The 19,474-nt window shown below is 40.4% G+C and carries 14 protein-coding genes; 5 read left to right on the top strand and 9 right to left on the bottom strand.

Annotated features, from left to right (window positions below):
* The first annotated feature begins 19 nt into the window (after positions 1 to 19).
* Complete coding sequence (locus ACXZ1K_RS08275; RefSeq protein WP_458972910.1) at positions 20 to 829, top strand: hypothetical protein; 810 nt, start codon at positions 20 to 22, stop codon at positions 827 to 829.
* A gap of 49 nt (positions 830 to 878) precedes the next feature.
* On the opposite strand, the gene ACXZ1K_RS08270 is transcribed toward ACXZ1K_RS08275, so the two are convergent.
* The 5 genes from ACXZ1K_RS08270 to ACXZ1K_RS08250 form a co-directional block, all read right to left on the bottom strand.
* A complete protein-coding gene (locus ACXZ1K_RS08270; protein ID WP_458972909.1) occupies positions 879 to 2,822 on the bottom strand; it encodes a heavy metal translocating P-type ATPase in 1,944 nt (647 codons plus the stop codon).
* The gene (locus tag ACXZ1K_RS08265) at positions 2,809 to 3,273 is read right to left on the bottom strand and encodes a VOC family protein (RefSeq protein ID WP_458972908.1); all 465 of its coding nucleotides are present in this window, start codon (positions 3,271 to 3,273) and stop codon (positions 2,809 to 2,811) included. The genes ACXZ1K_RS08270 and ACXZ1K_RS08265 overlap by 14 nt, the downstream gene beginning before the upstream one ends.
* Before the next feature lie 17 nt (positions 3,274 to 3,290).
* A complete protein-coding gene (locus ACXZ1K_RS08260) occupies positions 3,291 to 3,920 on the bottom strand; it encodes a class I SAM-dependent methyltransferase (RefSeq protein ID WP_458972907.1) in 630 nt (209 codons plus the stop codon).
* A 70-nt stretch (positions 3,921 to 3,990) separates the two neighbouring features.
* Complete coding sequence (locus tag ACXZ1K_RS08255; protein WP_458972906.1) at positions 3,991 to 4,959, bottom strand: ligand-gated ion channel; 969 nt, start codon at positions 4,957 to 4,959, stop codon at positions 3,991 to 3,993.
* 24 nt (positions 4,960 to 4,983) lie between these two features.
* Positions 4,984 to 5,991: an LLM class flavin-dependent oxidoreductase gene (locus ACXZ1K_RS08250; RefSeq protein ID WP_458972905.1), complete on the bottom strand. Its 1,008-nt coding sequence runs from the start codon at positions 5,989 to 5,991 to the stop codon at positions 4,984 to 4,986.
* 113 nt (positions 5,992 to 6,104) lie between these two features.
* Between ACXZ1K_RS08250 and ACXZ1K_RS08245 the strand changes: the two genes are divergently transcribed.
* A complete protein-coding gene (locus ACXZ1K_RS08245) occupies positions 6,105 to 7,625 on the top strand; it encodes a glycoside hydrolase family 43 protein (protein ID WP_458972904.1) in 1,521 nt (506 codons plus the stop codon).
* A 15-nt stretch (positions 7,626 to 7,640) separates the two neighbouring features.
* On the opposite strand, the gene ACXZ1K_RS08240 is transcribed toward ACXZ1K_RS08245, so the two are convergent.
* Both ACXZ1K_RS08240 and ACXZ1K_RS08235 read right to left on the bottom strand, forming a co-directional pair.
* A complete protein-coding gene (locus ACXZ1K_RS08240; protein WP_458972903.1) occupies positions 7,641 to 8,411 on the bottom strand; it encodes a tetratricopeptide repeat protein in 771 nt (256 codons plus the stop codon).
* Position 8,412: 1 nt separating this feature from the next.
* A complete protein-coding gene (locus tag ACXZ1K_RS08235; RefSeq protein ID WP_458972902.1) occupies positions 8,413 to 8,982 on the bottom strand; it encodes an RNA polymerase sigma factor in 570 nt (189 codons plus the stop codon).
* 162 nt (positions 8,983 to 9,144) lie between these two features.
* On the opposite strand from ACXZ1K_RS08235, the gene ACXZ1K_RS08230 reads away from it, so the two are divergent.
* The 3 genes from ACXZ1K_RS08230 to ACXZ1K_RS08220 all read left to right on the top strand — a co-directional run bounded on the left by ACXZ1K_RS08230 (position 9,145) and on the right by ACXZ1K_RS08220 (position 15,075).
* Positions 9,145 to 10,131, top strand: coding sequence for a hypothetical protein (locus ACXZ1K_RS08230; protein WP_458972901.1), 987 nt, complete (start codon positions 9,145 to 9,147; stop codon positions 10,129 to 10,131).
* Between the two features lie 91 nt (positions 10,132 to 10,222).
* Positions 10,223 to 12,265 (top strand): DUF7849 domain-containing protein, encoded by a 2,043-nt coding sequence (locus ACXZ1K_RS08225; protein WP_458972900.1) that lies wholly within the window; start codon positions 10,223 to 10,225, stop codon positions 12,263 to 12,265.
* Positions 12,266 to 12,357: 92 nt separating this feature from the next.
* Positions 12,358 to 15,075 (top strand): CHAT domain-containing protein, encoded by a 2,718-nt coding sequence (locus tag ACXZ1K_RS08220; protein WP_458972899.1) that lies wholly within the window; start codon positions 12,358 to 12,360, stop codon positions 15,073 to 15,075.
* On the opposite strand, the gene glgB is transcribed toward ACXZ1K_RS08220, so the two are convergent.
* The gene (gene glgB / locus ACXZ1K_RS08215) at positions 15,020 to 16,927 is read right to left on the bottom strand and encodes a 1,4-alpha-glucan branching protein GlgB (RefSeq protein WP_458972898.1); all 1,908 of its coding nucleotides are present in this window, start codon (positions 16,925 to 16,927) and stop codon (positions 15,020 to 15,022) included. The two genes, ACXZ1K_RS08220 and glgB, sit on opposite strands and share 56 nt — an antisense overlap.
* Positions 16,927 to 19,395 carry a glycoside hydrolase family 31 protein gene (locus ACXZ1K_RS08210; protein ID WP_458973244.1) on the bottom strand — a complete coding sequence of 823 codons (2,469 nt, stop codon included), beginning with the start codon at positions 19,393 to 19,395 and terminating at the stop codon, positions 16,927 to 16,929. Before ACXZ1K_RS08210 ends, glgB begins: the two co-directional genes overlap by 1 nt.
* Positions 19,396 to 19,474 lie beyond the last annotated feature (79 nt).

The raw sequence follows: 19,474 nt of genomic DNA, 5'->3' as shown, positions 1-19,474 counted from the left end.
TTAATCAAATATAATTCAAATGAAAAATTTAATCTATGTATTCGCAGTAGTGATCCTTTTTGCTAGCTGCAAAGGCAAACATGAATCTGTTTACGTTCCGAGAGTACTGAACGATACTGAACGTTTTAACTCTTACCAGGAAGGGGATGCTTTATTCATCGTAAAATACGGTACTGATGAGCGGTTGGCAGAAGATAAGAATGCAGAGGGAGAGTTTAGTGTAAAGTTCAGAGACACGTTAATTAAAATCCAAACTAACCCATCTGATAAAGCTGCAGTTGCTGATAAGTTCTCTTTTGCACAATATGTAAACACGCAAAAAACTTCTATTCTTGTACAGATTGCTGACAAGTCTGGCTTAACTGCCCCATGTTACATCATCAACTTAAATGAAAATAAAATAGATGTGGTAAGTCTTTACCGTGCATCATCTGGATCAAATGATAAGGAATTTACAAAAGGATTGGTTAAAGTGGCTAAAACAGGCTATTTGATTAATAATGATTTCTTTATTACTAACGTAAACGCAAAGGCCTATCTGATTAAAAGAGAAAAACCAGAAGAACGCATACAAGGTGATTTCTTTCTCTTATCTCACGATAAACAAACTTTGGTATTCTTAACAAAGACTAGCCTCTATCAGGTTCATTACGCTACCAATGAGGTATTAAACACGGTATTGCCAGCACAATCTGGCACAAACCCAGACCAAGTTGCCTTGTTTATTCAAAGCAATTACAAATGGGTTACTGCTAATGGCATCTCCTTTCTTCAAAAGATTAACAAGGGTGGCAGCGATAAAGTAGTGGATATCGCAACCTTTAAATAACGAGTTATTTTGACACAAAAAAGCCGGCTCAAATAGCGCCGGCTTTTTTTTATAATTTCATATTTTGAATGCGTACCGCATTGAGAATAGCCAGTAAAGCTACACCTACATCTGCGATGACTGCTTCCCATAGTGTTGCTACCCCTCCCGCGCCAAGCACTAGAACTACTACTTTTACCACCATTGCTAAAGTTATGTTTTGCCACACGATCTGCCTGGTGATTTTTCCTATTTTAATCGCCGTAAGGATTTTCCCTGGCTGATCGTTCTGAATCACAATATCTGCAGTTTCAATTGTGGCATCACTTCCAAGTCCCCCCATAGCTATTCCTGCATCTGCCAGGGCAACTACCGGTGCGTCATTTACCCCGTCTCCAACAAAAGCCAGTATCCTGCCTTGCGCTTTAAGTTCTTCTACCTTATTAACTTTATCTTCAGGCAGTAAGGCACCGTATGCTTTCTCAATTCCCAGAAGTTTTGCCACCTTGGCAACTACCGACTCCTTATCTCCGCTCAACATCACCGTCTGAATATTTAAACTATTTATACCTTTAATGGCATCGATGGCATCTTCTTTAATTTCATCTGCTATAAGAATGTACCCGGCATATTTACCTTCAATAGCGATTACAACAATGGTGTCGGCTATGTCCTCTATCTCTTTATCATATTCAATATTGAATTTACTGAGCAACTTGGTATTACCAGCAAGAACAAGCTTGCCATCAACTGTCCCTTTTAATCCATGACCAGGGATCTCTTCAATGTGTGTAACATTTAAATGCTCAAAATCCGTTGTATGCGCCTTAATCGCAGTTGCGATAGGGTGTGTGGATTTAGACTCCAATGCAGCTGCGTAGCGCATCAGTTGGTCCTCATCAATACCATTGGCAACAATCTCCTGCACGTTAAATACCCCTTTCGTTAGTGTACCTGTTTTATCCATCACCACGGTATTTATTTTGGTCATGACATCTAAAAAGTTAGAACCTTTAAATAGTATACCATTTTTAGAAGCTAGGCCGATACCACCAAAATACCCGAGTGGTATGGAAACTACTAACGCACAAGGGCAACTAATTACCAAAAACACCAATCCTCTGTATAGCCACTCCCTAAACTGATAATCTGCCACAAAAAAGTAGGGAAGACTTACAACAAGTACTGCAAGCAAAAATACTATTGGCGTGTAGATACGGGCAAAACCGGATATGAATAACTGAGTTTGTGATTTTCTTGCGGTAGCATCCTGTACCATTTCCAGGATCTTGCTTAACTTGCTGTCTTTGAATAATGAAGTTACCTTCACTTCTGCTAACTGATTTAAATTGATCATCCCAGCAAACACAGGCTGCCCTTTTTCCTTTTTATCAGGTCTGCTTTCTCCTGTGAGGGCTGCGGTGTTAAAAGTTGCCGATTCAGAATTTAATAGACCATCCAGTGCCACCTTTTCTCCAGGTTTTACTTGTATGAGTTCATCCAGTTTTACTTCCGCCGGACTGACTTCCGTTACTTTTCCATCTCTGATGACTTCAACACGGTCTGGCCTTACATCAAGTAACGCCTTAATACTTCTTTTCGCCTTGTCAACTGCTGAATCCTGAAACCATTCTCCTATGGAATAAAAAACCATAACTGCTACACCTTCACTATAAGAACCAATAGCGAATGCACCTATAGTGGCTACACTCATTAAAAAGAACTCATTGAAGAAATCAAAGTGCAGCACCTTTTTAAAGGCGATATTTAATACATTGTACCCTGCCAGAAAAAAAGCAGCAACATAAACAGGCAGATTAATAACAAGTGGTAGTTTAACTTTAAATCCTAGCTCTAACACCTGCATCACCAGCAAAATTACAAAGGAAGTAATTAGTGGCCAGTGCCCCTTCCATCCTTCTCCCCCACCATGATCGTGATCATGATCATCATCATCTTTATGCTCGTGGTCATGGCCGGGATGGTCTTCTACGTGTTCTTTATTTTGCATCATTTACTTCCAGCCAATGTCCATCAACATCTTTAAAATAGATCTGCTTAACACCGTCTACCCTGGTTGTAATGGTACTCGCTTTACCAGGCCAATCCTCAAAACTGATTTTAAGTGCGTTTAAATTCTTTACAAATGCATCTACTGATGGAACACTAAAGCACAAGTGCTCGTTCTTATCGAACACCAAACCTGTCTTAGCACCCTGGATCAAATGTAGCTGACCTGCTGCACCAAGAGTAAACCACGTGTGCCTGTTGTCTTTAAAGGGTTCCGGTATTTGTTCCAATCCGAAAACAGTTTTATAAAACGCTGTAGCAGTTTGTAAATCTGCCACATAAACTGCAATGTGGTTTAATACAACAGCTTGTGGTTTTTTTTCAGTTTGCGACATGGCTTTTTTAAATGGGTAAAAAACGATTAATGTTAAGATAATTAGAACACTTGCTTTCATAACTTGGTTTGGATGTTTTAAGATTTCTTAAGCAAGATCGTCAAAATCCTCGGGATTTGGCTGCGATCATTGTCGTCGAAATATTCTTCCAATCCAACAAGATTTAGCCCGTGCTTTCTACCTGCATTGATAAAGTCAGACACATTGTGATTAAAACAGTCAACCACCTGTTGCTCGCCTCCGGCAGTATCAAACCTCGCTTTTGTGCCAGTGTATTGTTTAAATGGATGCAGTTCCCCGATGTAAACATACCCGCCTGCATTTAAAGACTTTCCTACTTCATTAAATACATAGTCCAGGTTTTCGATGTGTTCCAGGATCAGACTGAACGTCACCAGGTCATACAGGCCATCTCTAAAATTCCACCTACGGGTAATATCCGCTTGTTTAAACTGCACTTTATTTGAAGTAAACTTGTCTTTAGCGCGTGCCAGCATCTGATCTGAAAGATCTACAGCAGTAATCTGTACCGCCTTATCAATTAACCATTCCGTATTTTTACCAGTTCCGCAGCCAATCTCTAAGACTTTATTGAAAGAAATGCTGGCTAAGGTAAGCTTTAAGGCCAGTCCCTCCAGATCTCTGGTTTTATTATCATTGGTATCGTATTGTGCGGCCCAAATGTTATAGGCTTGTTTAGTATTCATAGTGGATCAAAAATACTTCAATTATGAATAACACGTATATAAAAACTACGAAGGAGGTAACTTTCTGACCCTAACCGTAAATGGCTTCTAAAATAAATAAGAAGTTAAGTGCAATATATGTCGATAAAAGCACCAAAGAAGATATCCTGTCAAATCTATTGGCCTTGGTCAATTTGTCGTTTTTAATCAGCTTTAATGAATAAGCAGTCGATACAATGACGGCTAAAATAAACAACAGTGTAATCCCGTGTAACGTGTCTACAAGCGTAAAGGTTGTAGTTTCAGGCAAAGAGGCATCGATAATATATTTATTACCGATTACAGCGAAGAGAGAACCTACACTTAAACCAAACCTGGAATCTATACTATCTGTATGGATATAAAAACACATAAACGCAATCAAAAATGCAACATACATCCCCAGAAACATTTTCCAAAAGATACCCATGGCATTGCGACTTATTCCAACACGAACTTTAAAATTACTATATTCTGTATGTGGTTTTGCCACTGAAGTATCGCCAAAGGCAGTTTCGTAAAGCTTCGTTCCCGCACTTATCTTTAGACTGTCTACGTCCCATCCCCTCAGCGTAAATCTTGGATCAAATTGTTTACCCAGGGTATCAGGTTTAAAAATGAGTGCCTTGGAATCGAATTGTGAGTTTTCGATCGATAGCCTGAGCGTCTGATGATCAAAAGGAAAATTATCTATAGCCCAGGAATCCTTCATAATACACTGTATCTTCATTAGCAGGTATACCTCCTTTCCTGATGAATCTATAGTTGAAAATGATTTTGTTACGCTTTTTGCTTGCGGAATCTCCAGGTTTTCTACGAAATTGAACTCCCTATTCTTATATTTCAGCCAGAGCCAGAAATCTATTGTATATTCCTTTGCCTTGAAGTCTATATCATGGATACTCGTTATGTAAATTCCCGTCTTTACGGAATCCCTCACTTCGGCCTGACCGAATGAATGAAGTGAAAGGATTAAAAACCCCAATAAAAACGAGAGAACGAGCCGGCTTCTTTTATTCAATGTTGATAGGTGTTAACGAATGTCCTATAAAGATAGGAATACTTGCGAAAAAATTTCGTAAGAATGCAAACGCGCCTGATGGTCAAAGATATGGGAAGTAGCCATAACCTCATCTACCTGCGTTTGATCTATAAAACTTTGCAGATCTTGCGTCAAAGTTTCTTTACTACCTATAAAGGTGCAGGCCAGCATTTGGTTCGCTTGAGCTTCTTCGTAAACGTCCCAAATATCATCCATATTGTCAACCGGCGGCTGCAAGAGTTGGCGCTTGCCCGTAACAATACCCCTAAACAATTGAAACAAAGACGTTGCGAGCTTATTTGCTTCAGCATCTGTATCAGCAGCAACAACATTAATACAAGCCAGCACGTAAGGCTTGTCCAATTGCGCAGATGGCTTAAAATTCTTTCGGTAAATGTCAATTGCCGTTAAAAACTGTGCGGGTGCAAAATGGCTTGCAAAAGCGTAAGGCAAGCCTAGCGCTGCAGCGAGGTGTGCACTGTCTGTGCTGGAACCTAAAATCCAGATCGGAATATCAAGTCCTTCTCCGGGAATTGCCCTCACACTACTGGTACTGTTAGCGCTGGAAAAGTACTGTTGAAGTTTCAATACATCTTTAGGAAAATCATTTGCGGCGCTAAAACGTTCACCGCGTATTGCCATTGCAGTTACCTGATCAGTCCCTGGAGCCCTTCCTAAACCCAAATCAATCCTATCTGGAAACAGTGAAGCCAAAGTACCGAATTGTTCAGCGATCACTAAGGGTGAGTGGTTGGGCAGCATAATACCTCCAGATCCGACTCTCAAGGTTTTCGTTCCTGCGGCAATGTGTCCGATTACAACTGATGTGGCAGAACTGGCGACACTAATCATGTTATGGTGTTCGGCAAGCCAATAGCGTTTAAATCCCCATTCCTCCACATGCCTGGCCAGGTCAAGGCTGTTTTTAAATGTATCTGCTGGTGTTTTACCCTGTACAACCGTTGCAAGGTCTAAAACAGAATATGGCGTGTTATTAAGTAACTTCTTCATGTACAATTGATGATAGTCAAAATTACTGCCTAATTGTTTGAAACCGATTTCATAAACAGGGATATGACTTTAAATCCACTTTTTCCTATATTGCCGCAACCAAAATCAATAAAATGAACTCACTTTCCAGATGCCTGTTATTTCTCACTGCCCTTTTGCCAGTTCTTTCAAATGTTAGTGCTCAAGAACAAAAAGCAGTGATTCCCGGAGACTTTGCAGATCCTTCAGTGATTAGAAAAGGAAATCAATATTTTGCGGTAGGCACCTCATCAGAATGGGCTCCCCATTTTCCAATATACACTTCAAGTAATTTGGTAGATTGGAAGCAAACCGGCTACATTTTTGACAAAGCGCCTGAATGGACATCGGGTTCTTTCTGGGCTCCTGAATATTATTTTAACAACGGAACTTATTTCATTTACTATACAGCAAGAAGGAAGAAAGATGGGGTATCCTATATCGGAGTAGCCACTTCTGCATTTCCAGACAAAGGTTTTAAAGACCACGGGGTTATCATTGAACACGGCAAAGAAGCCATTGATGCTTTTGTCTACAATGATAACGGGCAGTTATATATCACATTCAAGGCCTACGGATTAGACAAAAGACCAATTGAAATTTTGGGAAGTAAACTTTCAGCAGATGGCTTAACGCTTGAAGGCGATACTTTCTCTTTATTAAAAGATGAGAAAGGCATCGGCCTGGAAGGTCAAAGTATCTTAAAGCAGGGCGATTATTATTACCTGTTCTATTCAGCGGGGAATTGCTGCGGACTCCAATGTGATTACAACGTGAGGGTAGCCAGATCTAAATCGCTAACCAGTCCTTTTGAAAACTATCAGAACAACCCAATTCTGGCAGAAACAGCAGAATGGAAATGCCCCGGTCACGGCACATTTGTAAACACACCCGGCGGCAAAACTTTTTACCTCTACCATTCTTACAGCAAAAAGAATAATGTATTTACAGGGCGGGAAGGCATGCTGGCAGAATTGAGCTGGGATAAAGAAACAGGTTGGCCGTCTTTAAATCCTAAAAAAGCAGCAAAAACCTCAATCGATGCGCAAAGGACAAATTTTACTGATAATTTTGATGGTAAAACTGTAGGTAAAGCATGGCAGTGGGATTTTAGAAATTCTACTCCTTCTACAAAACTGGCAAATGGAAACTTGTATCTATCAGGCTCAGTTAAAGCAGGAAACAATGCCGGGATTGTGCTCACGTTGAGACCAGTATCAACTAGCTTTACGGCAACAACTACCGTTACCAACTCAAACAGTGCGCTTAAAGGATTGGCATTTTATGGTGATGCCAACAGCGCAATAGGAATAGGAGTTGCAGGCAATAAAATTGAATACTGGATTGTAAAAGACAATAAAAGAACCGTTATCGCCTCAGAGCCGCTTTCCCTGGTAAATAAGGGGGTGAGTCTTAAGCTAACTGCCCAACCCGATCTTAACTGCAAGGTGTATTGGAGTCAGGAGCCGGGAAAATGGATAGAACTCAAGGGAGAGGCTGACTACTCCTATCAATTTTTGCCACAATGGGATCGAAGTCCTAGAGTTGGGTTAAACTTCAACGGAAGGGCCGACCAAAATGCTGTTTTCTCGTCATTTAAATTAGCTTTTCAATAACAGAAAAACTGATTACTACTTCAACTTACCAATCAATTCCTGCGCTTGATTAAAGTTCGCAGTTCCCTGTGGCACCCTTTGAAACCACTTAACAGCTTCAGCATTGTTGTGCTCTTTCACAAAACTTAGACCGATGAAATAAGCCGCGTCATATTTAAAAACAGAATCTCCGTTGTAAAGATTTACAAGCACTGTTCTGGCTTCCATAGCCTGAGAAGTTTCTATTAAAGTTATAGAGAAATAATATGACAACAGCGGATTTTGCGGGTTTAACATGTATTCTGACTGCAAAATTTTTCTCGCGCCTTCATAATCTCCCTTATTATACAGCGCGGCGCCAGCGGCTATGTTATTTTGCTGAGATGCGCTACGTTCTGCTACAGACATTTCCTTGCTAATGCGGTACTTTTCATATAGACCTCCAGACCATGGTGCCCACACCATGACACCAATGAGCAATACAGCAGCAATGCTGAAATATTTGATAAAAGGTTTAAAAGAAACCACTTTAGCTTCTTTCTTAACTGAAGCTCCTTCATCAATGAGGGGCTTGGATTCTTCTTTAAAATATTGCGCATTCAATAACTGTAAACTGGCGGCCAATTGTTGGTCCCGATTATCTGGTGCAATATTGATTTGGAGTGCTTGATGTATTTTCTGGTATTCCTCCAGGTCACGCTGCAATGATACATCATTCTGAAGTTTAGCTTCAAATTCTAGTTTTTCATGAAGCTCCATATCGCCCTCGCTATAACGGGCTACGGATAGTATATTCTCCTCTTTCATCTTATTCTTCCATTTTGTCTGATTGAACCATTTTAATGAGTGATGCCATACATTCTGATTTCTTCTTTCTCAGATAACCATATGTAACGCCCATCCTTTCAGCAACTTTCTCCTGTGCTTCACCCTTCATGCTCCATGTGATAATTTCTTTACACCGGTCGCCCAGTTTTTCAAAAGCACCAAGAAAGCGTTTGAATTGCTGCTCCTGATTTTGCAGGTAATCTGCATTTGCAAAAGTATCTTCTCCGATAAGTAATAAATCCTCATCGCTATTTGTTACCGGTAAAACTGATCTTTTTTTTATTTCGTTTAACCATTTACGTTTACAGATCAAGAGAATGTAGGGCTCAAAAGGGCAGGTCAATTCCAATGAATTGTATTTAGCCTGCTTATAGACATCCAGTAAGGCCTCTTGGAATACATCAGCAGCATCGTCTGCACTACCACTGTTAAATGTTATCCATGATTTAACCTTTGGGGCACATCGCTTATAGATTTCATTAACAATTGTCGCGTCATTATTAACTAGACCTGTAACGAGGTGTTGATCAGAATGTATGTTTTTAGCCATTGGCGCTATAATTACTAAAGAAATCACACTAAAGTATATTTTTTTTTCAAAAGAGGGGTAACAAATTGCAAGTGCTATTGATATCTATTCGAATCACCTAAAGGCGAAAGCTGAAAAGCCAGAATAGAGTAAGCAAGTATTGAAATATAAAATATAAACATCATGAAAAAGTTAAACTTCACATCAGCATTATTTATCGCAATCTTATCATTAACAATTGCATGTAAAAAAGACCGTCCCATTACGGGCACCAACACAGTAAACACTGCCAAAGAATTTACAGAGAAATTTGGGGCTCAAAAACAATTAAATACCATAAATGCCTCTAACCTTCCTCAAACAGTTTCACTTACAAATGGAACAAAAATCACATTTCCGGTTGGATCGCTAACAAAAGGTGGTATTCCGGTAACCGGGAATGTTACTGTTGAATCCTATGAAGTACTAAAGAGAAGCGCAGTTATATTTACCGGAACCAACACTAATCACGCTTCTGGAGCACCACTAGCATCAGATGGATTTATCTTTATTGGTGTAAAAACAAACGGTAGCAGTGTAGATCAGAATCTGGCGGTACCGGTAAAAATATCTATACCTGCAAAAAGAGATGGAGCAACTCAACTTTGGGTCGGAGTTGATCAGGCAGAAAAACCCTTAGTAGCCGCCGCAGCAAACCAAATGGCATGGGCAGCTCCTAGACAAGCCAACGGTGTTGGAATGAAAGAAGTTGGTGCAGTACAACAAGCTTTTACATTTGATTTCGGCAGTTTGGGATGGGTAAATTGCGACATCTTCTATAACAATGCTAACCCTAAAACTACGATAACTGTAGATGTATTGAATAACCCGGGATCGATGGCCAGCTTCCATGCCTACAGCGGAGAAACGTTTGTTTACTTCTGTGCTAAGGGTGCAAATGTTGTGGCGCAAATTTACACGCCAAATGGACTCAATAAAGTTAAAAGCTATGACAACATGATGCCAATCGGTTCTGAAGGAAGAATGTTTGCTTTCTCCATCAAAGATGGAAGGTATTACTATGCAGCCGTAGAAACTACAATTTCAGCCAATCAAAACTTTAGCCTCTCCTTAACTGAAACTACAGAAGCAGCGGTACAAGCAGCGATCAATGAACTGGATAACTACTAACACTAACAATAAAATAAACAATTAAGATAAAGTGCCGCCTGGCGCTTTATCTTTTTTAGTTATTATAAACTTATTTACTAATTTTAATAACATGAAGAAATGTTTTTTCCTGATAACGCTATTACTAATCGGAGCCACTGTTGCATTCGGACAAGCTCCACAGGGAAAAACACTGCCTGCCGACACGGTTCCTGCTATCATCAACGTTAAGGAAGAAAACGGTACACTTAAATTTACATCTGTCTTAAGGCCGCTTAGACAAATAGCTGGTGCACCTGAACCATTTTACACTTACTTCTGGGAGTTTGGAGATGGCAAATTTTCATTTGAAAAAGAACCATCTCACAATTATACTGATTCCATTATTCATAATGTGCGACTATTCGCCACCAATAGTTACGATGACGGAAAGCGCCCACCAACCCGGCCTAAACCGATCAAACCAGGCAGCAGTAGACCTGTCCTGGCATCAATTGAAGACCCTTCAGAAAAAACTTTCTTCAAAACAGAAGGCTCAATTGAGATGAAAACCAATTGTATGCCCAAACCCGGTGAAGACATGATGCTTTTGATGGGGTATAAGAATAGAACGGAAAACAGGCTAGCTACTCTGAACGGAACGATAACTATATTGTTCAATGACAAAGAGTTCAACCAAGACAACTTTGAGCTGGTAGACGCCCGCACTTATCATAACGAGAAAAAAGTAGAATACCGTAAAAATGGAAACCTGGCCATTTTAAAATCATCCAACATTTCCAATGGGTACTTAGCATCTAATTCAGGTCCGAGTATTGAGGAAGCAATTGGCAATTCTATGTTGGACGAAGAAGGCACAGCATTACTGAAGCATACAGCAGATGCCTTTAGATCAGGACAAAGTTGGAGGTTTGAAAACCTAAAAGCTGGTGAGCAACAATTCCTTTTCCTAGAATTTAAAACCACACCAGAAATGATAAAAGACACAAATGCTGTCGTAAAGCTGACTGGCATGTTTGTACCCGAAAACCCACTTGCCGCAACAGAGTTCTTTACAATGGAGCTTCAAATTGTTGCTTCCCATGATCCAAATAAGATGATGATGAAAAACAGCAAAATGAACTTCCGATTGGTTGGGAAGAAAAAGAAGCTGACGTATAAAGTTCATTTTCAAAATACGGGTAAAGGTCCGGCAAAGAAAGTCGACGTAGGCGTGGTAATAGCTGACGTATTAAATGCTCAATCAGTTAAGGTGCTGGATTCCAAACCAAAACTCACACTTTGCGACTCAGCCTATGCCAATCAGAGCTGCTTAGATACCTTAAATCGGGCTGATAGTCTCCACTTTATATTTAGTAATATCTATCTGCCCGGGCTTCAGCAAAAAGGTGTTCATGATGCAGACTCTACCATGGGCTTTATCGAATACCAGATAGGATTTAAAGAAAAACCTGCAAAACTCCCATTTAAAAGTGGGGCGGCAATCGTATTTGATAAAAACGAACCGATTTATACAAACAACTCGACCGGAAAATACAAGACAGGCATCTCCCCTGGTATAGTTGCCGGTTATGGCTTCCCTTTTGAAAATGGAAATACCCCCTATAACGGACAAAAAAATGTAAGCTTTGGTCTAAGCATTGCTCCCTTTGCACCGCACAGATACTTTTTACAGGCAGAAGTATATGCCAGTACATTTGCAGAGAAGGAATACCTAATCAACCGAACAGATGGTGGCAAAGTAGTGGTGATGGACGGTGCAAACGGAAGAAAAGAAGAGTTTCGCGTTAACTACATCGACAGTACAGCTGTGGTCAAGGCACTTACCATTAACCTGGTGCCACTACAATTGCGAAGGAATTTCAATAAATATCTAGGGGCAGGAATAGGAACTCTTGTATCTTTCAACATCAACAAAGAATCTTTGCCTTCGAGATCTGGCGTATTAGAATCGCTAGTTACTCCAGGAATGACAACAACCTTAAAAGAAACTTATACTAAAACAAAAGATGGAATCAGCGATTTCCAAAACACCGTTTTTGCTGATCTCCAATTGGGCAAAGTACATATAGGCCCTGCACTGGGTTTCCGCTATCTGTTTACATTACAAAATTCTAGCAACAGGCTAATTACTTACCTAAGCTGGAAGTTCTAGTTGCAGATCCGAAAGCATTCAAAGGGCAGTTCCACTATCCAAACCATTTGAAATTAATCGCTTATTCCCTATTTTAGCTAAAATACTTCGTGATGAGGATTGCTAAATTTTGTTATTTTACGATAGTCTTCCTGTTTTTATCAACAGTAACATCACCCGCGCAATCCACAAAAAACTTCCCGGTCTTAAAATACGCTCTAGATTCTCTCAAACGCATCAACAACCTCACAGACTGGCTTTACTTAAGAATAGATTACAGTTACAGTAACCCAAAACAAAGTCTCAGTTTTTTAATGGAAACTGAAAATAACATGTGGAGGTTGCCTAAAACGGATCAAGAAAAAGAAGCATTAATGTTGGTATTTAGTAACCAGGGTTATAATCAGCTTTTCTCTGGAAACATCCTTGAATCTATAGACAGGTATGAAAAAGCCTATAATTACTACATTGAAAACAAACTCAATGTAGCGGGTGTGGTAGACTATATATTTAAACCCTGGGCAAATAACTATACACGGTTAGGGGACTATGAAAAAGCCTTATTTATTCAAAAGCAAACCCTGGCCTACGCTCTCAAAGAAGGCGACAAAAAATCAATTGCAAGTAGCTACAACAATATGGCCATTTCGTATAGGTCTTTAGGAGATCTGCAGCAAGCAGAGAAAGCAGTTAAATTGGGCATTAGCTATTTGGAATCAGGAGCTATTTCTCTTGCTTTATTAAACAATACTTTAGCTGATGTTTATAGGGATGAAGGGAAAACGGAACTTGCAGTTACACTCATCGCAAAAAACATTGCTAATCAAAAGCTACATCCTCAAAATTTCGAAACCGCCTATTGGTTAATGAGCAGTTATATCACTGCCGGGGATGTCCAATTGCAAAGGAAAAAGTACGCTTCAGCACAAAGATTTTACCAACAGGCGATAAACATCAACCAGCAATACTACAAAGGCGAGCGTTTAAGAGAACAAGCCTACATCATTACCCAAATGGGTACTCTGCAATTAAAAACTGGTAAGCCAACCACAGCAATTAGTTATTATGACCAAACACTAAAGCTTCTGGGCTTCAATAATGAGACCTCCATTAAAATAGAAGCATTATATGGCGACAATCGTTTGATAGATGTGTTTTACCAACGTGCTTTAACCTATCAAAATTTAGGTAAAATAGCTGCTTCACTGCAAGACATGCAATATTCATTAGCTGCAGCAGATAAGATCAGGCTTGAGCTGGCAGATGTAAAAACCAAACATCGGTTTCAGGCTGATACCAAAAGAAAAGCGGAGCTGGCCATTGGATTGGGTTTTCAATTATTGGAACAAACGAAGCAATCCCGATATGCAGAAATTATTTTGGAATTGATGGAGCAAAATAAAGCCCGCACCTTGCTGGACGACATTGCAAGAAACAATTTACAACTAACCGAACAGCACAAAGATCCACTTTTTAGCACCCGCCAAAAATTGGGTCAGGCCATAGCCTACCGGGAGAAAGAAAGGCTGCAAAATACTGATGCTGACAAACAGAAAATTGAGTCGCTCCGATTCCAGTTGGAGTCGCTGGAAAAAAAACTCCGACAAAAATACCCAGCATTGGCGGCGCTCCAAGCGAACCAGACCATATCTGCACGGCAGTTGTTGCAACTTCTTCCTGCAAAAGGCCTTACAATTGAATATTTTTTAGGAAACAGATACCTCTACGTAATAGAAATACAAGATAAAAGAATAGTCTACATTAAGAGAGTGGCAGGTGCAGCTGAGGTTAAATCACAGGTCACTGGTTTTGTTAACAAATACTATCAAAAAGGGCCAGAGGTGATGATGAATGAGCCGAAAGCATTCTTCAAACAATCCTACCAACTCTATCAAACTTTACTTGGCAACTTAAACTTGCAGACTAAGGATCAGCTCACCATAATACCAGATGAGGTAATTGGCTACTTGTCGTTCGATGGGCTAGTCACCGATAGCACCTACAGTCTGTCAATATCCTCCTGGCCTTACCTGATAAAAAGGTTAAGTACATCCTACGGCTTCTCCTTACAAACATTAAATAACCAGTCACACGAAATACGTAAACCTGTAGATGGCTTTACGGGATTGTTCATTACTCATCAGAACGATAATAAACAATTTATCCCTGCAGTAGCTCAAGAAGCCGCGTCGATAAAGAAGATGGTCACAGGCAAATTTTTAATGGATAAAGATGCTGATGTTAAGGAGTTTACCAATGCCTTTGAAAAGACACGTGTATTACACATCAGCACACACGCTTACCTGTCTGGTATCAATAAAGAACCTACTCTCGCTTTTGAAGACGGGCCAATTTACCTCTTTGAATTGTCTGCCCTTAAAAATGCTCCTGCATTGATTGTACTAAGTGCTTGCAGAACTGCTGATGGGCAAGTTGCAGAAGGTGAAGGCATCATGAGCTTGAGTCGCGGCTTTACCGCTTTGGGTGCACAGGGCACAATCGCAGGTCTATGGAACATTAATGATGAGGCCGCCTCGGCGATTACGGCCGACTGCTATCAGGGTATACTCTCTGGAAAAAAGATCAGCACAGCGTTACATCTTGCAAAACTGAATTGGCTGAATGACAAACGAAACGGTGAACAAGAATATTTACCCTATTACTGGGATGCTCTGGTATATATGGGGTATGATCAGGTCCTGCATTTGAAACCCGCAGAAACCTTTTCCAAATATTATCTGCTGGCTTCATTGCTATTTGGTCTTATTGCCGTTATTACTTTACTGATTTTAAGACGAGTGCGGCTAAAGGCGGTATATTTAAAGAAATAGCAAACTCCCTACCATGACATTCCTCTTCTAAAGGTTTTAAAGTTGTTTCATTTGCTACCCCACTGCCAAAAAATTCCGTTGCATCCGTATTAAAAATTTCCTTCCATTTGGCTTTAAATGGCAAACCAACCAAATAATTTTCCCATAAAACAGGAGTTAGATTTAAGATCACAATCAGCGTATCTTTTGCTTTTTTCCCTTTTCGGATGTAGATGTAAACAGACCTTTGCGCATCATCAGCATTTATCCACTCAAACCCCTCATGAGAAAAACTATATTCATATAAAGCAGGTTCAGTTTTATAAAGCCTATTAATAGCCCTAACTGTCTTTTGCATACCCAAATGAGGGGGATGCTTCAACAGGTGCCAATCTAATGAATTCTTGAAATCCCACTCGTGCGTTTGGGCAAACTCGTTACCCATAAATAACAACTTAGTGCCTGGCTGTGTAAACATATAAGCATACAAGACACGTAAATTGGCAAATTTTTGCCACTCATCTCCTGGCATTTTGTAAATCATGGAAGACTTACCATGAACCACTTCGTCATGAGAAAAAGGAAGCATAAAATTCTCACTAAAAGCGTATGTGATGCTAAAAGTAAGTGCATGGTGATGGTGTTTACGGTTTATCGGATCATTTTTAAAATACTTTAAGGTATCGTTCATCCAACCCATCATCCACTTCATACCAAATCCCAATCCACCGGCATGTACCGGATGCGTTACACCCGGATAAGTGCTGCTTTCTTCGGCAATGGTGTGTACCCCTTCGTAATTGGCATAAACTGCGGCGTTCATGTCCTTAAGAAAAGTTACTGCACCTAGGTTTTCACTACCACCGAATTCATTGGTGCCTGATTGTTCCGGTGTTCTGGAGAAATCGAAATAAAGCATTGATGCTACCGCATCAACCCTTAAACCATCTACATGGAAATGATCAAACCAATAAAGCGCATTACTGATTAGAAAAGAGCGGACTTCATTCCTATCGTAGTTAAAAATATAAGATTTCCAATCTGGATGAAAACCTTTTCTCATGTCAGCATGCTCGTACAAATGCGTACCATCAAAATTATAGAGGCCATGTGCATCTCCCGGAAAATGAGATGGCACCCAATCCATGATCACGCCAATATTGTTCTTATGCAATTCCTCAATCAGGTACATCAGTTCCTGCGGTGTACCATGTCTGGAACTTGCTGCAAAATATCCGGTGATCTGGTAACCCCAGGATGGGTAGTAAGGATACTCCATCAAAGGCATAAACTCTACATGTGTAAAACCCATGTCCAGGATATAAGGAATAAGGCTTGTTGCAATTTCCTTATAAGTGAGCACGCGTTTAGGCTCACTTGGGTCACGTTGCCAGGAGCCCAGATGCATCTCATAAACAGACATGGGCTGGTTAAGTGCGGTCAACTTAGGCCTTTTGTTTAACCAGGATTTATCTTTCCAGGTATAGGCATTGTCCCACACAATAGATGCTGTTCTTGGAGGATGCTCCCAGCGTTTTCCAAAGGGATCACCTTTCTCAAGCTCTTCTCCATGAAATCCTCTTATTGCATATTTGTAAACATCACCTTTTTTTACACCTGCAATAAAGCCTTCCCAAATGCCAGATTCATCAGGCCTTTTATTGAGGTAATGTGCAGATTTGTCCCATTGGTTAAAGTCGCCAATCACCCTTACTTCCTGAGCGTTAGGGGCCCAAACAGCAAAGTAAGTACCGGCAGTATTATCTGCCTCAACCAAATGGGCACCCAGCTTGTCATAAAGCCTGAAATGCTTGCCTGAAATAAATAATGCAATATCAAAATCGCTCAATAAGCTAAAGGCAAGCACCCCCATTAGTTGTATATTTTAATTATGGTGAAATTCTTATTTGATTTGAAACGAAGACAACTGCGCTCATCTAATGTATAATCAGTCACTTCCTTATCGTCGACAGTAATTTTATTTACGTTGAAAGGTATACCAACGATGTTGTAATTGTAAAGCTCGTAATTAGGTGTATACAAGCCGGTTCTGCTTTGCTCAATGAGTAGGTTCGCCTCAGATCCTTTAACTGTAAATTTCTTTTCTGAGTAGATGTCCTGCTCATATGCAAAAGTATCACCATGATCTTCATACAAGAATGAGTTAACCTCATAATCTGCAAAATAAACATTCAGCAGCACCTCATCCACATCCTTCTCACCAACATATTGCATTACCGGATATTCCGGAATTACGGATCCTGCGCGTACAAATAATGGCATATGATCTAAAGCTGCAGCTATATTATGTTCGCTCTCGCCTGTAAGCACTTCATGCGTCCAGAAATTATACCACTTACCTTTTGGTAAGTACACCATTCTGGAAGTTGCACCCTGTTCCAATACCGGGCACACCAATATTTTATCGCCAAAGGTGAACTCATCCTGGCGGAAGCTGTTACTCAGATTTTCCTGCTCAAGCATTACCAAAGGCCTTAAAATAGGGAAACCATAACGGTGATGCTCCCAGAAAACAGAATACAAATATGGCATCAACCTATAACGCAGTTCAATATATGTTCTGTTTATACTTGTAAAAGGCTCACCAAAGCTCCATGGTTCCCGCTCTGCGGTATCACCTGCAGAGTGTGCACGCATAAACGGTGAAAATGTACCTAATTGAATCCAACGAGTGAATAATTCTCCGTCCGGCTCTCCACTAAACCCACCGATGTCCGTACCAACAAACGGTACCCCAGAGATAGACATTCGCTGGCACTGAATATTTCCCAATTTTAGGTGTTCCCATGTGGCCACGTTATCTCCTGTCCACACGCAACCATAGCGCTGCATACCAGAATATCCTGCCCTTGTAATGGTGAATGGCCTTTTATTGCGCATTAGTTTTTTCAATCCATCATAAGTAGATCGAACCATTTGCATCCCATACACATTATGCGCTTTACGATGTGATCCTCTGTAACCATCATAGTTATGCCTTACGTCGTTGGGGAAAGTTCCCGAACCAAATACAGCAGGCTCGTTCATATCGTTCCAAACACCGGCAACTCCAATCTCTACCAGCTCTTTGTATAGGTTACCCCACCATTCGCGAACAGTTGGATTGGTAAAATCAGGAAACTGGCATCGGCCCGGCCACACATGGCCTTCCATAAAGTAATCATCGCTACGGCGACAAAAGAAGTTATTCTCCTTACCTTCTTTAAACACCCAATAATTATCATCCACTTTAATCCCTGGGTCAATCATCACCACGGTTTTAAAACCATCGTTAGCCAACTCCTTAATCATCCTTTTCGGATCAGGGAAATGGGTTTTGTTCCAGGTAAAGCAACGGTAACCATCCATATAGTCAATATCCAGGTAAATAGCATCGCAAGGAATACTTCTTGACCTGAAACCATCTGCAATTTCTTTTACCTTCTTTTCAGGATAGTAACTCCAGCGACACTGCTGATATCCTAAAGCCCATTTTGGGGGCATAGGATGAGTACCTGTTAAAGTCTGGTATCTTTTAACCACATCCATCATATGAGGACCATGGATATAATAGTATTGTAATTCCCCTCCGTCAGCCCAGAAGCTTGTTTTCTCATTATCTTCCCTGGCAAAGTCGAAGTAGGAACGGAAGGTATTGTCGAAAAAGATACCATAAGCCGCTCCATCATGTACGCCCGTATAAAAAGGAATAGTTCTATATAACGGATCCTGATCCCAACCGAAGGAATAGGCGTCCGTATTCCAGTTCTGGAATTTACGACCCCTTAAATTCATGTTTCCAGATTTATCGCCCAGACCGAAGAAGTTTTCTTCCGATTGACATTTCTTAGTTGCATAAACATAATAACCACCAAACTCCACATTTTCTTCCCAGTGCATAGGTACCGCATCCTCGCTCATCACCATCTGACTCTGGTTTTCTACGAAAGAGATGTGGAAATCGCTTTTCCATACCTTGCAGGTGATGGTATTGGTAGAGACTGCATAGTGGTCTTGCTCCTCTTGCAACCTGAAAGTAGTTACCTTTTGATCTACAACTGGCACTGCGTAAGAAAAGTCGTCCAGAAATACGCTGTGCGGCGCGAGGCGAACGCGAATAATCTCATCGCTAACCACCCTAACCTCTACCCTAGCGCTGTCATCACCAAAAAAGAACCTATTGCCATCGGCAATTACCTTTTGCACAGGTCCCAGGTATTGCTTTACGATTGGCTTTAAATCAGTAACCGGATTATTTAAGTGTTGAATTACTTCTTCAACTGCTTCCTGCTTATTTATAATTGAGTTATTGTCTGTATTCGGATCTGTAATTTCTTCCATGAAAATCTTTAAGTATAATTTGCTTCCCTGTAGATCGTGTAATTTATACATCTAAAGTGTTAAAATTTCTACGAAAAGC

The sequence above is a fragment of the Pedobacter jaeyakensis genome, from assembly GCF_054461315.1.
Note: the sequence above shows the minus strand (reverse complement) of the source record. Positions and strands in the feature narration are given on the sequence as shown.

Coding starts and splice junctions, on each gene's coding strand:
- ACXZ1K_RS08275 (WP_458972910.1), top strand. CDS start 20: ATGAAAAATTTAATCTATGTATTCGCAGTAGTGATCCTTTTTGCTAGC.
- ACXZ1K_RS08270 (WP_458972909.1), bottom strand. CDS start 2,822: ATGATGCAAAATAAAGAACACGTAGAAGACCATCCCGGCCATGACCAC.
- ACXZ1K_RS08265 (WP_458972908.1), bottom strand. CDS start 3,273: ATGAAAGCAAGTGTTCTAATTATCTTAACATTAATCGTTTTTTACCCA.
- ACXZ1K_RS08260 (WP_458972907.1), bottom strand. CDS start 3,920: ATGAATACTAAACAAGCCTATAACATTTGGGCCGCACAATACGATACC.
- ACXZ1K_RS08250 (WP_458972905.1), bottom strand. CDS start 5,991: ATGAAGAAGTTACTTAATAACACGCCATATTCTGTTTTAGACCTTGCA.
- ACXZ1K_RS08245 (WP_458972904.1), top strand. CDS start 6,105: ATGAACTCACTTTCCAGATGCCTGTTATTTCTCACTGCCCTTTTGCCA.
- ACXZ1K_RS08240 (WP_458972903.1), bottom strand. CDS start 8,411: ATGAAAGAGGAGAATATACTATCCGTAGCCCGTTATAGCGAGGGCGAT.
- ACXZ1K_RS08235 (WP_458972902.1), bottom strand. CDS start 8,982: ATGGCTAAAAACATACATTCTGATCAACACCTCGTTACAGGTCTAGTT.
- ACXZ1K_RS08230 (WP_458972901.1), top strand. CDS start 9,145: ATGAAAAAGTTAAACTTCACATCAGCATTATTTATCGCAATCTTATCA.
- ACXZ1K_RS08225 (WP_458972900.1), top strand. CDS start 10,223: ATGAAGAAATGTTTTTTCCTGATAACGCTATTACTAATCGGAGCCACT.
- ACXZ1K_RS08220 (WP_458972899.1), top strand. CDS start 12,358: ATGAGGATTGCTAAATTTTGTTATTTTACGATAGTCTTCCTGTTTTTA.
- glgB (WP_458972898.1), bottom strand. CDS start 16,927: ATGGGGGTGCTTGCCTTTAGCTTATTGAGCGATTTTGATATTGCATTA.
- ACXZ1K_RS08210 (WP_458973244.1), bottom strand. CDS start 19,395: ATGGAAGAAATTACAGATCCGAATACAGACAATAACTCAATTATAAAT.